Genomic DNA, 16,845 nt, shown 5'->3' on the forward strand with positions numbered 1-16,845 from the left:
AATCAGATAGGGCTTTTTCTAATTCCTAAGGAATTATTTTGCAGCAGCTTGAGCAGCAGCAACTTCTTCAGCGAAGCTCATTTCTGCTTTTTTCTCAATGCCTTCACCAACTTCGAAACGAACGAAGTTTGCAACTGTAGTACCAGTTGCTTTAAGAACGTCTGCGACTTTCTTATCGTTGTCGATTACGTACATTTGACGCTCAAGCACAACTTCATTCAAGTATTTCTCAACAGAACCTACAACCATCTTCTCAACGATATTTGCTGGCTTGCCAGATTCAAGTGCTTTCGCTTCAGCAATTTCTTTCTCTTTCGCGATAAGCTCAGCAGAAACGCCTTCAGCATTTACAGCAACTGGGTTGAACGCAGCAACGTGCATTGCCAAGCCTTTACCTGTAGCTTCATCACCAGTGTAAGAAACAACAACACCGATTTTAAGACCGTGTTTGTAAACTGCAAGGTTTTCGCCTTCAACAATTTTCGCACGACGTACTTGGATGTTTTCACCGATTTTTTGAACAAGAGCGATACGCGCTTCTTCAACAGTTGCACCATCTTCTAGTTTCAATTCAGCGATTTGAGCAGGATCAGTTACGTTTGCAGCAAGTGCAGCAGCAGCAACTTTCGCAGAGAAACCAGCAAAGTTTTCGTCTTTTGCAACGAAGTCAGTTTGACAGTTAACTTCTAGAAGAAGTGCTTTGTTGCCGTCTTGAGCAATTGTGATTGCGCCGTCAGCAGCAATGTTACCTGCTTTTTTAGCAGCTTTAGCTTGACCAGATTTACGTAGGTTGTCGATCGCTAGTTCAACGTCGCCGCCCGCTTCTGTCAAAGCTTTTTTACATTCCATCATTGCAAGACCAGTACGATCGCGCAATTCTTTAACCATGCTTGCTGTAACTGCAGTCATGTTTATCTCCTAAATTCGGTAGAAAATGAATTCTTTTTAGAACAGAAACGGCCCAGAGGAGTTCTCATGGGCCGCCTGCATACATAACGCTTACTTTGCCACCATCACATGTCGCAAAAATGACAAGCTAGCGTCAAACGCATTAAGCCTCAGAAGCTGGAGCTTCTTCTGCTTTAGCTTGTGCATTTGCTTGTGATTGAGCATATTCTTTACCAGCAAGAATCGCATCAGCCATAGCAGAAGCATAAAGTGTTACTGCACGGATCGCATCATCGTTACCCGGGATAACGTAGTCTACGTTGTCTGGGTTAGAGTTTGTATCAACGATACCGATTACAGGAATACCAAGGTTCTTCGCTTCTTTGATTGCAATCGCTTCGTGATCAACGTCGATTACGAATAATGCGTCAGGTAAACCACCCATGTTTTTAACGCCGCCTAAGCCACGCTCAAGTTTTTCCATCTCACGAGTACGCTCTAGAGCTTCACGTTTAGTCAGCTTAGCGAAAGTACCGTCTTGAGATTGAGTTTGAAGGTCTTTTAAACGGTTGATAGATTGGCGAAGTGTTTTCCAGTTCGTCAACATACCACCTAACCAGCGGTGATCTACATATGGTTGACCAGCGCGTTGAGCTTGTTCACGGATGATTGCAGAAGCTGCACGTTTAGTACCAACGAACAAAACTTTGTTCTTTTTGCTAGCCAAGTTGTTAGCAAAGTTCAAAGCATCATTTAACGCAGGAACAGTGTGCTCAAGGTTGATGATGTGAATTTTGTTACGCGCACCAAAGATGTAATCACGCATCTTTGGATTCCAGAAACGAGTTTGGTGACCAAAGTGCGCGCCAGCTTGAAGAAGGTCGCGCATGCTTACGTTGTAATCTGCCATTTTCTTTACCTTAAAGTTTGGGTTAGGCCTCCATATACCCGCATTCTCCACCCTAAAGGGCACCCAGAGTAATGTGTCGATATATGTGCGGATTTTTTTGCCTCATCGCACAAAGCCCGTGAAATTTATTCACGAAAAAGCATTTGATAAAATGGGCGGCTATTTATACCATAGTCACACACAAATTTCCAAAAGTTTTTAGAGATCATGAACAACACTTACCAAGCTCCACGTCGACTCATCAAAACCCCTGACGAAATTGAAAAAATGCGTGTGGCAGGGCGACTGGCGGCAGAAGTTTTGGATATGATCAAACCGCATATTGTTCCAGGTGTCACCACTCTGGAACTTGATACGATTTGTCATGACTATATTGTCAATCAACAACAGGCAATTCCTGCATGCTTAGGCTATGGCGCTGCACCGGGTCGACCTGCCTTCCAACATACTATTTGTACTTCTGTAAACCATGTGGTGTGTCACGGCATTCCATCAGACAGTAAAAAATTGAAAAAAGGCGACATCCTGAACATTGATGTGACCGTGATTAAAGATGGCTACCATGGTGACACCAACATGATGTATATCGTGGGTGGTGAAACCACGATCCTTGCCAACCGTCTATGTAAGGTAGCGCAAGAAGCCATGTACCGGGGTATTGAAACTGTAAAACCGGGTTCAACCATTGGCGATATTGGTCATGCCATTCAGCAGTATGTTGAATCCGAGCGTTTTGGCGTGGTACGTGAATATTGTGGTCACGGTATTGGTACAACTTTCCATGACGAACCGCAAGTGCTGCATTATGGTCAGCCAGATACCGGCATGGTACTTGAAGAAGGCATGACCTTTACCATTGAGCCAATGGTCAATGGTGGTGACTGGAAAACCAAATTACTCGGTGATAAATGGACAGTGGTCACCAAAGACCATTCATTGTCAGCACAATATGAACATACGATTCTGGTGACCAAAACCGGCGCGGAAATTTTAACAGCACGCCCGGACGAAGATTTGTCACGCTTTAGTGCGTAACCACAACATCAACAACACAAAATGGTCACTTTAAAGTGGCCATTTTTATTTTATATTTCATGCATTCGTATGCATGACCGAGATGTAAAAAGTCTCCCCTTGCCTGCTTCCAGCGCATCGAAATTCAAGATAAAGTTCGGCCAATACACCATTTTTTCCTTAAAGTTTTCCAAATTCTTTTGCCCTATCTGCACCATTTTAGGCTAAGATAATGTGCTTTTTATTTTTTAATCCCTATAAGAAGGAATACTGCCGTGGACGTACGTCTCTCTGATCGTGTGAATGCCATCAAACCGTCCCCTACGCTTGCTGTGACCAACAAAGCTGCTGAATTAAAAGCTGCAGGTCACAACGTGATTGGTTTGGGCGCAGGTGAACCAGATTTTGATACCCCTCAACACATCAAAGATGCAGCAATTGCAGCGATTAACAACGGTTTCACCAAATACACCGCTGTTGACGGTACGCCAGGTCTTAAAAAAGCCATTATTGCTAAATTCAAACGCGACAATAACCTAGACTATGCAGCAAACCAGATTCTGGTTTCTTGTGGTGGTAAGCAATCATTCTTTAACTTGGCCCTTGCTTTATTAAACAAAGGTGATGAAGTCATCATCCCTGCACCATTCTGGGTAAGCTACCCGGACATGGTGATCATCGCTGAAGGTGTTCCTGTTATTGTGAAATGTGGTGAAGAACAACGTTTCAAAATCACCCCTGAACAATTAGAAGCTGCAATCACTGACAAAACACGTCTAGTAGTATTGAACAGCCCGTCTAACCCTACAGGTATGATCTATACCAAAGCTGAGCTTGAAGCGCTGGCTGACGTACTTCGTAAATACCCAGAAGTGTATATCGCATCTGATGACATGTACGAACCAATCCGTTGGGATGACGAGTTCTACAACATCGCAACAGTTGCACCAGACCTTTATGACCGCACGATTGTGTTAAACGGTGTGTCTAAAGCTTACGCAATGACTGGCTGGCGTATCGGCTACGCAGCGGGCCCTGCTAAACTGATTGGTGCAATGAAAAAGATCCAGTCTCAATCAACTTCTAACCCAACTTCTATTTCGCAAGTTGCTGCTGAAGCTGCATTGAATGGTCCTCAAGACGTTCTTGAACCAATGATTGAAGCATTCAAACGTCGTCATGACCTAGTTGTGAAAGGCTTGAATGATATTCACGGTATTTCTTGCTTGCCTGCTGATGGCGCATTCTATGCATATGCCAACATCAAACCGTTGATTCGTGCAAAAGGTCTTAAATCTTGCACAGAATTCTCTGCATGGTTACTGGAAGAAACTGGCGTTGCAGTAGTACCTGGTGATGCATTCGGTCTTGGCGGTTTTATGCGTATCTCTTACGCTACTGCTGACGAAGTACTGGTAGATGCCCTTGCTCGTATCAAGAAAGCTGCTGATTCTATCGAAGGCGTTGATGCTGCGATTGCTTCAATCGAAGCTGAAAAAGCTGCAAAATAATCTAGCTTGCTAAATAAAAAAACCCGCGAATTTCGCGGGTTTTTTTATGTTCTTCAACATGTATTAAACAGTGAGCCGTATTCGCTTATAGCTCAAGTATTTAATGAGTAAACAAACAAAACATAGACTTGCTGCAATCGTGTACGCAATACTCAACATCCACCAAAAACCATGAATCCCCAATGCATTGCTTTGCCAATTGAACAGTGTCATTGGATGATACGCCACATACCAACCACCACCTAAGCCCACGACCAGCACCGTACTGATAAAAATAAACATCGGTCTGACAATTCTCGCCAGCAACGTAGCATTGCCAAACTAATCACCAGTAGCTCATCAAAGATATGCATCCAACACATTAACAAGATCGATGCCAAGGCTAATGTAATCACCTGCGCATCATTGCTAAATAACCCTACAATCCAACTATCTAAACCCCAAATAGTCAACATGACAACGATAGCTATTAGCATCACAGCCATCAGTGCCCGTTTACTGAGTTGCCATGCAGCATCAATCTGCTCCGCACCGATTTTAGTCGACACCAAAATACCGAAGGCGGATGCCATCGACATCGGCAACATAAACATCAAGCCCAATAAACCAAGCATCACCTGATGTGCATTCACTACAATGTCACCCGAAGGCAAGATCAGCAAAGCAATCGCGCTGATGGCAAATACATCCACAAAAGTCACCACCGCATTGGGCAATCCAATTTTTAAAATTTTCCACAAAGTCTGCCAGTGAAAGAAAACACCAGACCACTGGATCTTTAACTTCCGCTCAAGGAAGAAAAAATAGTAAACAAACAACAGTACCCACTGCACAATCAAATGTGCCATGAATGCACCTTCAACCCCATAGCTTGTAACATAACCTTCAATGCCATAAATCAAGACATAAGCCAAAGTCACTTTGAGCAGTAAATAGATCATATTGGCGTAGAACACGCGCTTAGCCTGCCCACAAGCTTGGGTTAAAATATATAAAATGCGCAACAATAAATGCGCTGGAATCGTCCAAGCCAACAGCCACAGACATGACACAATCAATGCCTGTAAGGCCGCATCTGCCTTTAAAAAATGAAGTAAAGGAGTTGCATGATTAAACAGGTACATCGCAACAGCAGAAATCACCAGTACAATCAAAATACTTTGCTTCACAATACGCTGTATATCCGCATAATCCTGACGTCCATTGGCTTCTGCCAGCTCTTGCATCATGCCCTGTAACACCCCAATACCCGTCACAAAGCACACAGAATAAACAGACAAACAGACTGCCAATGCAGCCACATACTGAGGTGAAAAATGTGATAGAAAAATCACGTCGAACAAACTACTGAGCATAATAATGGCATTACTGAGAAAAATAGGCACCCAAAGATGCAGAAACTTTGTCATTATCCTATCACTCGATTTTTAATTCTTTTATAAGATTCGTTTTTTGGCAGATTATTTAGATCTGAGATATTTCATTAGAAATGTATACCAGTATCCTGCCATAACTCATTCTATTTCTTATTTTTTATAAAAATGACTTTACTGAGGTGCAGGCAATGTACTTCTTACAAAATAATCCGCCATTCCTATACCAGATTGCTATTATCGATGTCACAATTTTGAATTAAATCTCAACAACTCAAGAATAATGACAGGAAAATTACAATGAACCCAAAAGAAATGAGCGGTTTAGCATTACTGGAAGCGATGCGTGATGAAAAAATCCCGGCCTCAAGTATTAGCGAAACCATGTCGATGCAACCAGCAGTGATTAAAAGCGGACATGTAGAATTTAAGGTAAAAGCTGATCATCGACATTTAAATCCGCTTGGCGGCGTCCATGGTGGTTTTGCTGCAACCGTTTTGGATACCGTGACAGGCTGCGCGATTCATACTTTACTTGAAGCAGGTGTCGGTTATGGCACCATTGATCTGAATGTAAAGATGTGCCGCCCCATACCTCAGAATCAGCCACTGAAAGCCGTAGGAAAATCAATTAATCTCAGTAGAAATTTAGGTATTTCTGAAGGTCAGATTCTGGATGAAGAAGGTCGCCTGTATGCTCATGCCACTGCGACCTGTATGATTATTCGGACTGAATGAATATTGGTAGCCTGTACAATTCATCAGACACTTAATTTAAATAATATTACTTTTCGCCTGCCCTGCTTTAACAAATGACAAGCGTGGTCGAGTTAAGCCTTGAAACTCAAAATAATGCTTGGAAACATTGGCTAATTCCACATCTTGTGTTTGTGTTGTTGAGGCTTGCCACGCTTTAGACTGATTAGTACCTGTCAAAAGATTGCCAGAAATGGCATAGATATAAAGGTCTTTGCCTTGCTCTTTCAGATAGTCTGCATTCAGGAAAACTTCAAAGTTAAATTGACGTTCAGTTTCTACCAACCATTTTTCTGCAAACCATAATTGCAGCAAATCACCTAAATAAAGTGATTTTTGCGCCAAGGGCCATAGCGTGATATGAGCGTCTTTAACCGGGATATAATACTGTGCAGGATCAGCAATAATTTGCAGATAGTTTTCTTGATAATAAGCCAGTTGAGAGAAAATTTGAGGGATGCTGAGCGTATTCATTCGCTGTCTCCGGTTTAGCCATTTTTGTGCTGGCAAGTAGGTTTAAATCCACACTGTTTGACCATTTGGTCAAACGACTTTATGGTTTTAATCTAGCAAGTGAAATTTATTCTGACAAGTATTTTTCGTGAAATTTATGCAATTGCCTAAATTAAAAACAGACAGGCTGTATTTATAATAAATATGATAATTTTTGCTTGACCCCTGTCAAAATCTCTCTATAATCGCTTTCAGATTCTCCAATAGCTCAGTCGGTAGAGCGACGGACTGTTAATCCGCAGGTCCCTGGTTCGAGCCCAGGTTGGAGAGCCAAATTCAAGAAAGCCCACTCATAATGAAGTGGGCTTTTTTATTACTTAAAATTTGACGGCTTGTTATTTTCAAATATTTAAAATAAATAATTATTTTCAATCCCTCATAAAACTCGATATATAAATACCCCTCTTTTAAAATTTCGAGATATAAAAAATCCCCCATAGATGGAGGATTTTTAAGCTGTCACCGAGATTAAGCCGCTTGAGCCGGAACACCGCTATGAAAACGGAAAGTTTCATCAGGCGTGAGAATTAGCTGTTTTTCAACTTCACGAATATGCAGGATTCGCTCCTGAATATCCTCTTTCGGATTTTTCAGTTTCGCTGTGGTAGCCACATCCATCGCCAAAGCCAGATAGTCTTCAAAATGGCGAGATTCGGACTTGAGCAGGTAGCGGTAGTAACGTGCTAACTCATCATCAACACGCGAAGCAAGTGCGTAGAAACGCTCACAGGAACGTGCTTCCACAAAGGCACCAATCACCAAGACATCAATCAAGGCTTCAGGCTCAAAAGTGCGGATTTCCTTACGCAAACCACCAGCATAACGCCCTGCACTCAAGTTCTGCCAAGCCTGACCGCGCTTGTTCATCAATTCAAGTACTTGCTCATAATGCAGCATTTCTTCACGCACCAGCTGTGCAAGCTTTACCTGTAGATCAACAAAATAGCTATAGCGGAACATCAGGTTCATGGCCGTGCTGGCTGCTTTTTTTTCACAGTTGGCATGATCCTGCATCAAGATTTCAAGATTTTCGACTGCCATATCCAGCCATGCTTGCGGTGTTTCACAACCGAGGAACGCAATCACCGGCAGCATCAGTTCATCATAATTAATATTCGACATAACGACTCTGATCTTAACGCGCTGACTTAATCACGGCTTTCATTTGCTGAACGGCTTGTGCTAGGCCAACAAATACTGCATCTGCAATTAAAGAATGGCCAATATTCAGCTCATGAATCTGTGGAATCGCAGCAATTGGCGTTACGTTATCCAGATTTAAGCCATGACCTGCATTCACCACCAAACCTTTAGATGCAGCATATTCAGCACCTTTCACAATGCGTTCCAGTTCCGCTTGTTGCGCTTCTGGAGTTTCTGCATCGGCATAGGCGCCTGTGTGAATCTCAATCGTCGGTGCACCACAAGCAACTGCTGCATCAATTTGTGCAAAATCGGCATCAATAAATAAAGATACATCACAACCAATGGCTTCCAGCTCTTGAGTCGCGGCTTTTACAGCATCAAAATTACCCACGACATCCAGACCACCTTCAGTGGTCACTTCCTGACGTTTTTCAGGAACAAAGCAAACATGCTGAGGCTTGATTTCCTTGGCAAAGGCGATCATTTCATCTGTTACCGCCAACTCAAGGTTCATACGGGTTTTTAACGCAGGACGCATACGACGCACATCGTCATCCTGAATGTGGCGACGGTCTTCACGCAAGTGCAAGGTAATGCCTTCTGCCCCTGCCTGTTCGCAGATCAATGCAGCATTGACTGGGTCTGGGTACGTCGTACCACGTGCTTGTCTTAATGTTGCGACATGGTCAATATTGACACCAAGTAATGCAGCCATAATCTTTTCCTAACTACGATTGAGATTGAGAGTTTTGAATCCAGAGTTGTCGACTTTTTAATGGTCGATCACCAAGCAAGGCCGTGATCACCTGTCGATACAGTTTCGTCAGTAATTGTAACTGTTCCGGATTAAAATCCCCACCATTTTCATGCGTCAACATGCTTAAAATCTGTTGACCAGATAGGGTGGAGCGTAAGGCTTTGGCCGATGGCATAAAGCCGGCATTGAGCTGAAAATAATAGTGCTGTTGTGGATCAATCTGCGCCTGATTGGCATCTACCGAAAAATCCAGACCATAACCGAGTTCTTCCAGCAAAACATACTCAAACTGGCGCAAGATCTGTTTTAAATATAAATTTGGATTAGATTGTACGGATAATTGCTGTAATGCAGTTAAGGTCTCAGCATATTTGGCAAAAGTTTGCGGCATTTCGACTTCTAAAGGACATAACCGCAACAGGATTTCATTCAGATAAAAACCTGAGAAAAAGGCATCGCCAAAAAAGAAAATCGGCTGATTGACAATTTCCAGTTTAGTAAAATTTTTGAGTTCGGATTTACCTGAAGCCTGCAAGCGAATGGGCTGATACTGTGGTGGTGGCATTTGCCTGAGAATACCATCTACCCTGCCATATTCTTGGATAAATAAATTCACAATATGACTGCGTTCACGGTACTTACGATGATGAATCAAATAGCCATGCAGTACTTCATTACGCATAAGCGGGTACTTTAATCCTTATCTTTTTTTGATTTTTTATCATCTTCTTCGTCATCCCCATCCGGGATCACTGCACCCACAACAGCCGCAGTACCTTTGACTGCGACTTTTGTGGTTTTATAAGCCACCTTGACAGGAACCGTAACCACTTTATGAATACAGCCTTGCAGGAATAAAACACATACAACTACTGCTAACACTTTTATCATCACGGCATTCCTTAAAGGGTCTTACAAATTTTTATCGCTTAGATATCACTATAACCTAAGCTTTTTAATGCACGCTCATCATCAGACCAGCCACCTTTGACTTTCACCCAAAGGGTTAGCATGATTTTTTGCTCGAACATTTTTTCCATGTCGAGACGCGCATCCATACCGATTTTTTTCAGTTTGACACCTTTTTCACCAATCACAATGGCTTTTTGGCTCGGACGATCGACAAAAATCGTGGCATCAATATACGTACAGGCTGCCTTCATACGACCGGTTTTTTCATTCAAGACCGGTTCTTCAGTTTTGAAGGATTCGATCTGAACGGTCAAATCGTATGGAAGCTCTTCACCCAGTTGGCGCATGATCTTTTCACGGATAATTTCAGATGCCAGGAAACGCTCTGAACGATCGGTTAGTTGATCCAGCGAGTACAGTGGTGGCTGGAATGGAAGATACTTGGCAATCGTGTCACGCAAATGTTCAAGATTGGCACCACGAAGCGCAGATACCGGTACGATTTCTGCAAAGTTCATCAGCTTTTCGCGTTCACGAATCAGCGGCAGAGCTTCGTTCTTGTTTTCAAAAGTATCCAGCTTGTTAATCACCAGAATGACTGGCATTTCAGCATTTTTTAGCTTTTCCAGAACCAGGTCATCGTTTGGCGTCCACTTTTGTGCATCCACTACGAATAAAACCAGGTTCACATCACGCAAAGCCGAATGTGCCGCACGGTTCATCATTTTATTGATGGCACGGACTTCTTTTTTATGCATCCCAGGTGTATCAACAAATACTGCCTGAGATTTTTCACGTGAATCAATCCCCACGATTTTATGACGTGTGGTTTGAGGTTTACGTGAAGTAATCGAAAGTTTCTGACCCAGAATATGGTTCATTAAGGTAGATTTACCCACATTCGGGCGACCTACAATGGCAACAAAACCACTGCGATAATCCGATGGGATTTCGGTGCCTTGTGCGCTAAAAAATTGACTAATAAGGTCGTGACTGTCGCTTTGCGACTCGTGATCAGCATCAATGTGATCGGAATGAGTAGTCATTAAGACTTATGCTCCAAAAGTTTCAAAATATCCGCCGCAACGGCTTGTTCAGCAAAACGTCGACTCGCGCCTTCGCCTTGCATAGTCGGCAATCCCGCAATCTGGCATTCCACTTTAAAATGCTGATTGGGTGCATCACCTTGAATATCTACAACCTCGTAAACTGGGAGAGGTTTCTTACGTGCTTGTAAATACTCTTGTAAGCGAGATTTAGGATCTTTAAGCTGATCTGTGGGCTCAATATGATCTAAATAGGGTTCGTACCATTTTAACACAATCGGTTCTAGCACAGTGAGATCACCGCAGTCGACATAGATTGCGCCAATAATGGCTTCTACTGTATCTGCCAGTATAGACTCACGATGATGACCACCAGATTTCAATTCACCGGTACTGAGAATTAAATTCTGGCTCAGTTTTAAATCATTGGCGATTTTTCCTAATGCTTCCTGACGAACCAGGGTTGCACGCATACGCGTCAACCGGCCTTCATTTTCACTTGGATAGGCATTAAAAAGATAATTCGCAATGATCATCCCTAAAAGAGAATCGCCCAGAAATTCCAGGCGCTCGTAGTTGTGTTTATGACTGACTGAACGATGAGTCAATGCCAGTTTCAGCAAATCAGCCTGTTTAAACTGATAGCCGATCCGTTTGGCAAGACGTTCATCATTTAGCTTTGACTGTGCTTTGATCAAACTCTTTCTCAAACTTCATCACTAAATCGATATTCATTATGAAATTTTTACGAATTTCATAATTCTTGTGCACCTGTAAACCATCGGTATTGGTGACTTTGGCAATTTCATCAAACTTCAGATCACGAATATTATTCATTTCTAAACGCTGACTCATCTGTTGACGGAATGTTTCTGGCGTTATATTGGCTGGAGCATTTTTTAACAGCGCCTCAATCTCACCATCGACCATACGATCATCGAAGTATGGTCCCCACACCGCAATCGCCACTTTTGCAAGAAATGCAAAGCCCACGATTGCAATTAAAACCCCAATATAAGAAGCACCTTGTTGATGTCTCATTTTTATTTTCCTGATTGAAACAATTAATCGATTGTTCCGTTTCGACCAAACGATGGCAATTTAAAGCCAGGTTCTTTATGCATCCAGATATAGAAGGCACGACCTGTTAAGTTTTCTTCCGGAACAAGCCCCCAGAAACGACTGTCAGCACTCTGATCGCGATTATCCCCCATCGCAAAGTAATGACCTTCTGGTACTTTCACTTCCCAATATAAACCATTTTCACCTGAATATTTACCATTTTCCAAGTAGTTAATAAAAGGTGCCTGACGAGCGACATTCACGCCTTCCAGCTCACGCATGGTAAAGGTATGCTCACCCAGGGTTTCTTTATGGTAAATGGCATTTGGAGTATCTAAACGGTCTTTTTCGCGGCTAAATTTTACTGGAACTTTCGCTACTTTTTCACCATTAATGCTCAACTGGCCATAATCATAAACAATATGATCGCCTGGCAAGCCGACAATACGCTTGATATAACTGATGGTCGGTTGCGGTGGATAACGGAATACCGCCACATCACCACGTTCCGGACTGCCGGTATCAATAATTTTGGTATTGACCATAGGCAGTTTGATGCCATAGTCAAATTTATTCACCAGAATAAAATCACCAGTTTCCAGCGTCGGCACCATCGAATCGGATGGAATATTAAAAGGTTCATATAAAAACGAACGCAGTACCAGCACAATGGTCAGTACCGGCCAAAAGTCATAAGCCCAGGTGATAATAAAATTCTCATGGCCCTTACCTCGGGTTTGTCTTTGTTTCAAGACAAACTTGTCTAGCAACCACACTGCGACAAAAAACAGGGTCGCAGGCACAAGAATCAAATTAAAATCAAAATCCATGGGCTTATATCCTTATTATTTTAGCGTTCGACTTTTAATACGGCTAAGAACGCTTCTTGCGGGATTTCTACGCTACCCACCTGTTTCATGCGTTTCTTACCTTCTTTCTGTTTAGACAGAAGTTTTTTCTTACGTGACACGTCACCACCATAACACTTCGCCAATACGTTTTTACGCATCGCTTTCACAGTCGAACGTGCAATGATTTGCGCACCAATTGCCGCCTGAATCGCGACATCAAACATTTGACGTGGAATCAGGTCTTTCATTTTTTCAACCAGTGCAATACCACGATGGCGTGCATCGTTACGGTGACAGATCATCGCCAAGGCATCGACTTTTTCACCATTGATCAAGACATCTACTTTGACTAAAGAGGAGCTTTCAAAACGGACAAAGTTATAGTCGAGTGATGCAAAACCACGTGAACAAGACTTCAATTTATCAAAGAAATCCATGACCACTTCGGCCATTGGAATTTCGAAAGTAATAGAAACCTGATTCGCCATAAACTTCATGTCTTTTTGCACACCACGGCGCTCAACACACAATGTCATGACATTACCCAAGTACTCTTGCGGCACAAGGATATGACATTCAGCAATCGGTTCACGCAGATCTTCAACCGTTGAACCATCAGGCATTTTGGATGGACTGTCGATATAAATCGTCTGTCCATTCTTCATCACCGCTTCATAAATTACAGTTGGCGCAGAAGAAATCAGGTCAAGATCGTACTCGCGTTCCAGACGTTCCTGTACGATCTCCATGTGCAGCATGCCCAAGAAGCCGCAGCGGAAACCAAACCCGAGTGCATCTGAACTTTCAGGTTCAAAGAACAAGGCCGAGTCATTGATTTGCAGTTTATGCAATGCTTCACGGAAAGGTTCAAAATCGCTGGCATCAATCGGGAATAGACCGGCATAAACCTGCGGTTTCACCTTTTTAAAGCCCGGTAATGTTGCCACTTCAGGTGTCGCTGCCAGAGTAATCGTATCACCAACCGGTGCGCCGAAAATATCTTTAATACCAGCAATCACAAAGCCAACTTCACCCGCTTCCAGCATACCGGTTTCAGTATGTTTCGGGTTAAAGATCCCCACGGAAGTAATGATATGCGTTTGACCGGTTGATTTAATCAACATTTTGTCGCCTTTACGCACACGCCCCTGCTTGACCCGAACCAAAGAAACTACACCAAGGTAGTTATCAAACCATGAATCCACAATCAGCGCTTGTAACGGCGCTTCGCGATCACCCTCAGGTGCAGGAATTACATTGACCAGTGTTTCAAGCACACCTTCAATACCCAAACCTGTTTTTGCAGAACAGGTCGGCGCTTCTGTGGCTTCAATCCCGATAATGTCTTCAATTTCCTGAATCACACGTTCAGGTTCAGCTTGCGGCAAGTCGATCTTGTTCAGTACCGGAAGGACTTCCAGACCTTGTTCAATTGCGGTATAGCAGTTGGCAACAGACTGTGCTTCTACGCCCTGTGCTGCATCTACAACCAGCAAGGCACCTTCACAGGCAGCGAGCGAGCGTGATACTTCATACGAGAAGTCGACGTGCCCCGGTGTATCAATAAAGTTCAACTGATACTCTTGACCGTTGGGATGAGTATAGTACAAGGTTACCGAAGTGGCTTTAATGGTAATCCCACGTTCGCGCTCAAGCTCCATTGAGTCAAGGACTTGAGCCTGCATTTCACGATCTTGCAAGCCGCCACAAGTTTGAATAAAGCGATCCGCTAGGGTCGATTTACCGTGGTCAATGTGCGCAATAATCGAGAAGTTACGAATGTTTTTAATATCAACAGATTTTTTAGCTTGCGCCATGGGTTACCTTGAGAAAAAACGCGCTATGTAATTTAAAAATATTACATAACAAAAGCCGAATAGAAATTGCGAAGGATTATAGCAGAATGGTGATCTAGAAAAAGAATTATATTTTTTCCTTTATTCCCTATGTCGCGTACACATCAGTCAGATGAAGTCTCGATCGCCATGATTAGAAAATAGCTCCCCAACTCCACTTCTTCCTCAATATTATCCAGATGTACTGCTCAAACTGGAAAATTTTGTCTCATTAATCCAGATGTAAAGTTGAAAAATCAAAAGGATTTACATGTTCTGAAAGTGGCTGATAAGCTTGAGTAAAAGTTGGTGACATGCGTTTTGGACGTCCGGTGGCCATTTCAATACAGGCCCATTGTGTACTTCCGGTAAATAACACGGTCTGATCCTGTGGTCGATAAAATGCGTATTGTCTAAATGAATACAGGGCATTGATATCATTCAGCCAGGTGCGCAGAATAATCTCGTCTCCTTCAAAAGCTGCCTTGCGATATTGCACCTGATGCTCAACCGCAACCATGGCATGTTTCAGTTCCACATATTGCTTTAATCCCAAGCCCAGTTTTTCAATATGAGCTGATGCGACATCCTGCATCCATTGCACATAGACCACATTGTTCACATGACCCAAGCCATCAATATGTTTGGCTTGTACCTTTAAAGAAAGATCAAAAATACCGCTCACTTTGCTGTTATCCTTTCCATGATTTTAAGGCTATAGAGTCTACCGAATTTATCGCTGGGGTAAATTGCAAAAAATAAAAAACCGCTTATACAAGCGGTCTTTCATGAAAATCTAGCAATTTTATGAGATCCGCATTCCGACCACTGCAAGCTGACCCTGACGAATCAAGGTGACACGCGCGATGCTACCCTTTTTCAGCTCAGACACCTCTTGCACAAACTGATTGGAATTCAGTACTGTCTGGTTATTAATTTGAGTGATCACATCATTCGGCATGATTCGTGCTTGTGCAGCAATACCGCCTGGACGTACATCCTGAATCACCACACCGCCTTTGATTTCCAAACTCGCTAACTCTGCCGGACTTAAGTCACGAATTGAAACCCCGATCACTGGCCCTTTGTTGGGTTGAGCCTGCGTGCTTGCTTTTGCTGGGGTATCATCTGGTGCCGCACTTAAAGTCGCTGCAATACTACGACGTTTATCATCACGCAAGATTTCAAGTTGTACCTGCTGCTGAGGTGCAGTACGGTTCAGATAGTTTAATAACTCGCTGGTACGTGAAATTGAGGTACCGTTGTATTTCAAGATGACGTCACTGGCACGCAGACCTGCACGTGCAGCCGGAGAGTTTGGTGCAACCTGAGTTACCAGAGAACCTTCTGGTTTAGGCAGGTTATAAGACTCAGCCAGATTACGGTCGATATCCTGCAAACTCACCCCCAGATATGAACGTGTCACTTTGCCGTTCTTCTTCAATTGATCTGCAACTTCCATCGCCACATCAATCGGGATCGAGAAGGACAAACCCATATACCCACCGGTTCCACTAAAGATCCGTGAGTTAACACCAACTACTTCACCACGCTGGTTAAACAGAGGACCACCGGAATTACCTGGGTTTAGAGCTACATCAGTCTGGATAAAAGGTACTGCAGTTTCACCCATCATGTTGCGCATTTTGGCACTGACAATTCCGGCAGAAGCGGAATAATCAAAGCCAAATGGCGAACCAATGGCGAGTACAGGCTCACCAACACGTAAGCGTCCGACATCTCCTGTCCGTAATTCTGGGAAATTCGAACCATTTACCTTCAGCAAAGCTACGTCAGTTCGTGCATCACTACCGACAACAGTGGCATCAATTTCACGACGGTCATTCAGGGTAATGGTGACTTTGGAAGCATCCTCAACCACATGATGATTGGTTAGCAGATAACCATCCTTGCTGATAAAGAATGCACTGCCATAGCCCGTCTTTTCCTGTGGCATACGCTGCTGCGGAATAATCACCTGATTGCCAAAAAAGCGGCGCAGAATTTCTGGAACTTGTTGTTGTAAGAGCTCTTCTTCGCTCATTTTTTTAACGACATTGACACTGACTACAGCAGGACTGACCTGCTCCACCAGATTTGAAAAATCAACCGGCGTAACCGCCTGCAACTGTGCAGCACTCATGGTGAGGGTCGCTGCAAATAATCCTTTTTTTAAGTCTAGAATTTTCATATAAATTATTCACTCAAATTGTTGATAAATTTATGTAAATAGGTTTTATCACAAACACTGTAAAGTTTAAGTAATAATAT

Annotated in this window: 18 protein-coding genes and 1 tRNA gene; 4 read left to right on the top strand and 15 right to left on the bottom strand. The window is 43.0% G+C overall.

The genetic code is table 11. The features are described 5' to 3' along the window. Positions 1-33: 33 nt before the first annotated feature. Together tsf and rpsB are read right to left on the bottom strand one after the other, a co-directional pair. Positions 34-909, bottom strand: coding sequence for a translation elongation factor Ts (tsf, locus tag MTX11_RS10040; protein WP_004279049.1), 876 nt, complete (start codon positions 907-909; stop codon positions 34-36). A 142-nt stretch (positions 910-1,051) separates the two neighbouring features. Next, positions 1,052-1,798: a 30S ribosomal protein S2 gene (rpsB, locus tag MTX11_RS10045; RefSeq protein ID WP_004279050.1), complete on the bottom strand. Its 747-nt coding sequence runs from the start codon at positions 1,796-1,798 to the stop codon at positions 1,052-1,054. Between the two features lie 207 nt (positions 1,799-2,005). Here rpsB and map point away from each other — a divergent pair, with 207 nt between their 5' ends. Continuing rightward, positions 2,006-2,833, top strand: a complete 828-nt coding sequence (map, locus tag MTX11_RS10050) for a type I methionyl aminopeptidase (RefSeq protein ID WP_114540898.1) — start codon at positions 2,006-2,008, stop codon at positions 2,831-2,833. A gap of 254 nt (positions 2,834-3,087) precedes the next feature. Continuing rightward, positions 3,088-4,323 carry a pyridoxal phosphate-dependent aminotransferase gene (locus MTX11_RS10055; RefSeq protein WP_005106458.1) on the top strand — a complete coding sequence of 412 codons (1,236 nt, stop codon included), beginning with the start codon at positions 3,088-3,090 and terminating at the stop codon, positions 4,321-4,323. Between the two features lie 242 nt (positions 4,324-4,565). On the opposite strand, the gene MTX11_RS10060 is transcribed toward MTX11_RS10055, so the two are convergent. Continuing rightward, positions 4,566-5,732: an MATE family efflux transporter gene (locus MTX11_RS10060; protein WP_243475042.1), complete on the bottom strand. Its 1,167-nt coding sequence runs from the start codon at positions 5,730-5,732 to the stop codon at positions 4,566-4,568. Between the two features lie 264 nt (positions 5,733-5,996). On the opposite strand from MTX11_RS10060, the gene MTX11_RS10065 reads away from it, so the two are divergent. Continuing rightward, complete coding sequence (locus tag MTX11_RS10065) at positions 5,997-6,434, top strand: PaaI family thioesterase (RefSeq protein WP_243475043.1); 438 nt, start codon at positions 5,997-5,999, stop codon at positions 6,432-6,434. A 36-nt stretch (positions 6,435-6,470) separates the two neighbouring features. Here MTX11_RS10065 and MTX11_RS10070 read toward each other — a convergent pair whose 3' ends face one another. Then, positions 6,471-6,926: a hypothetical protein gene (locus MTX11_RS10070; protein WP_114540896.1), complete on the bottom strand. Its 456-nt coding sequence runs from the start codon at positions 6,924-6,926 to the stop codon at positions 6,471-6,473. A 236-nt stretch (positions 6,927-7,162) separates the two neighbouring features. Between MTX11_RS10070 and MTX11_RS10075 the strand changes: the two genes are divergently transcribed. Then, a tRNA-Asn gene (locus MTX11_RS10075) sits at positions 7,163-7,238 on the top strand. 195 nt (positions 7,239-7,433) lie between these two features. Here the strand turns inward: MTX11_RS10075 and MTX11_RS10080 are convergent. The 11 genes from MTX11_RS10080 to MTX11_RS10130 form a co-directional block, all read right to left on the bottom strand. Beyond that, positions 7,434-8,087 (bottom strand): MiaE family protein, encoded by a 654-nt coding sequence (locus MTX11_RS10080; protein ID WP_005103794.1) that lies wholly within the window; start codon positions 8,085-8,087, stop codon positions 7,434-7,436. A 13-nt stretch (positions 8,088-8,100) separates the two neighbouring features. Next, positions 8,101-8,826, bottom strand: coding sequence for a pyridoxine 5'-phosphate synthase (gene pdxJ / locus MTX11_RS10085; RefSeq protein WP_004645617.1), 726 nt, complete (start codon positions 8,824-8,826; stop codon positions 8,101-8,103). A gap of 13 nt (positions 8,827-8,839) precedes the next feature. Beyond that, positions 8,840-9,550 carry a DNA repair protein RecO gene (gene recO, locus MTX11_RS10090; RefSeq protein ID WP_243475044.1) on the bottom strand — a complete coding sequence of 237 codons (711 nt, stop codon included), beginning with the start codon at positions 9,548-9,550 and terminating at the stop codon, positions 8,840-8,842. 11 nt (positions 9,551-9,561) lie between these two features. Beyond that, complete coding sequence (locus MTX11_RS10095) at positions 9,562-9,759, bottom strand: NF038104 family lipoprotein (protein WP_005263469.1); 198 nt, start codon at positions 9,757-9,759, stop codon at positions 9,562-9,564. 38 nt (positions 9,760-9,797) lie between these two features. After that, on the bottom strand, positions 9,798-10,826 hold the full coding sequence (gene era, locus MTX11_RS10100) for a GTPase Era (protein WP_004279061.1): 1,029 nt from the start codon (positions 10,824-10,826) through the stop codon (positions 9,798-9,800). Then, entirely contained in the window at positions 10,826-11,524 is a 699-nt protein-coding gene (gene rnc, locus MTX11_RS10105) for a ribonuclease III (RefSeq protein WP_004279062.1), read from the bottom strand. The genes era and rnc overlap by 1 nt, the downstream gene beginning before the upstream one ends. After that, on the bottom strand, positions 11,496-11,867 hold the full coding sequence (locus tag MTX11_RS10110) for a DUF4845 domain-containing protein (RefSeq protein WP_243475045.1): 372 nt from the start codon (positions 11,865-11,867) through the stop codon (positions 11,496-11,498). The genes rnc and MTX11_RS10110 overlap by 29 nt, the downstream gene beginning before the upstream one ends. Before the next feature lie 23 nt (positions 11,868-11,890). Beyond that, entirely contained in the window at positions 11,891-12,718 is an 828-nt protein-coding gene (gene lepB, locus MTX11_RS10115) for a signal peptidase I (protein WP_243475046.1), read from the bottom strand. Positions 12,719-12,738: 20 nt separating this feature from the next. Beyond that, positions 12,739-14,556 (bottom strand): translation elongation factor 4, encoded by a 1,818-nt coding sequence (lepA, locus tag MTX11_RS10120; protein ID WP_004731667.1) that lies wholly within the window; start codon positions 14,554-14,556, stop codon positions 12,739-12,741. 250 nt (positions 14,557-14,806) lie between these two features. Further along, positions 14,807-15,259 (bottom strand): acyl-CoA thioesterase, encoded by a 453-nt coding sequence (locus MTX11_RS10125; protein ID WP_243475047.1) that lies wholly within the window; start codon positions 15,257-15,259, stop codon positions 14,807-14,809. A gap of 120 nt (positions 15,260-15,379) precedes the next feature. Then, complete coding sequence (locus tag MTX11_RS10130; protein WP_243475048.1) at positions 15,380-16,765, bottom strand: Do family serine endopeptidase; 1,386 nt, start codon at positions 16,763-16,765, stop codon at positions 15,380-15,382. Positions 16,766-16,845: the final 80 nt, after the last annotated feature.

The sequence above is a fragment of the Acinetobacter lwoffii genome (genome assembly GCF_022809915.1).
Taxonomy (GTDB): domain Bacteria; phylum Pseudomonadota; class Gammaproteobacteria; order Pseudomonadales; family Moraxellaceae; genus Acinetobacter; species Acinetobacter lwoffii_M.

Coding starts and splice junctions, on each gene's coding strand:
- rpsB (WP_004279050.1), bottom strand. CDS start 1,798: ATGGCAGATTACAACGTAAGCATGCGCGACCTTCTTCAAGCTGGCGCG.
- MTX11_RS10065 (WP_243475043.1), top strand. CDS start 5,997: ATGAACCCAAAAGAAATGAGCGGTTTAGCATTACTGGAAGCGATGCGT.
- MTX11_RS10080 (WP_005103794.1), bottom strand. CDS start 8,087: ATGTCGAATATTAATTATGATGAACTGATGCTGCCGGTGATTGCGTTC.
- MTX11_RS10060 (WP_243475042.1), bottom strand. CDS start 5,732: ATGACAAAGTTTCTGCATCTTTGGGTGCCTATTTTTCTCAGTAATGCC.
- map (WP_114540898.1), top strand. CDS start 2,006: ATGAACAACACTTACCAAGCTCCACGTCGACTCATCAAAACCCCTGAC.
- tsf (WP_004279049.1), bottom strand. CDS start 909: ATGACTGCAGTTACAGCAAGCATGGTTAAAGAATTGCGCGATCGTACT.
- lepA (WP_004731667.1), bottom strand. CDS start 14,556: ATGGCGCAAGCTAAAAAATCTGTTGATATTAAAAACATTCGTAACTTC.
- pdxJ (WP_004645617.1), bottom strand. CDS start 8,826: ATGGCTGCATTACTTGGTGTCAATATTGACCATGTCGCAACATTAAGA.
- MTX11_RS10130 (WP_243475048.1), bottom strand. CDS start 16,765: ATGAAAATTCTAGACTTAAAAAAAGGATTATTTGCAGCGACCCTCACC.
- era (WP_004279061.1), bottom strand. CDS start 10,826: ATGACTACTCATTCCGATCACATTGATGCTGATCACGAGTCGCAAAGC.
- MTX11_RS10095 (WP_005263469.1), bottom strand. CDS start 9,759: ATGATAAAAGTGTTAGCAGTAGTTGTATGTGTTTTATTCCTGCAAGGC.
- MTX11_RS10110 (WP_243475045.1), bottom strand. CDS start 11,867: ATGAGACATCAACAAGGTGCTTCTTATATTGGGGTTTTAATTGCAATC.
- MTX11_RS10070 (WP_114540896.1), bottom strand. CDS start 6,926: ATGAATACGCTCAGCATCCCTCAAATTTTCTCTCAACTGGCTTATTAT.
- recO (WP_243475044.1), bottom strand. CDS start 9,550: ATGCGTAATGAAGTACTGCATGGCTATTTGATTCATCATCGTAAGTAC.
- lepB (WP_243475046.1), bottom strand. CDS start 12,718: ATGGATTTTGATTTTAATTTGATTCTTGTGCCTGCGACCCTGTTTTTT.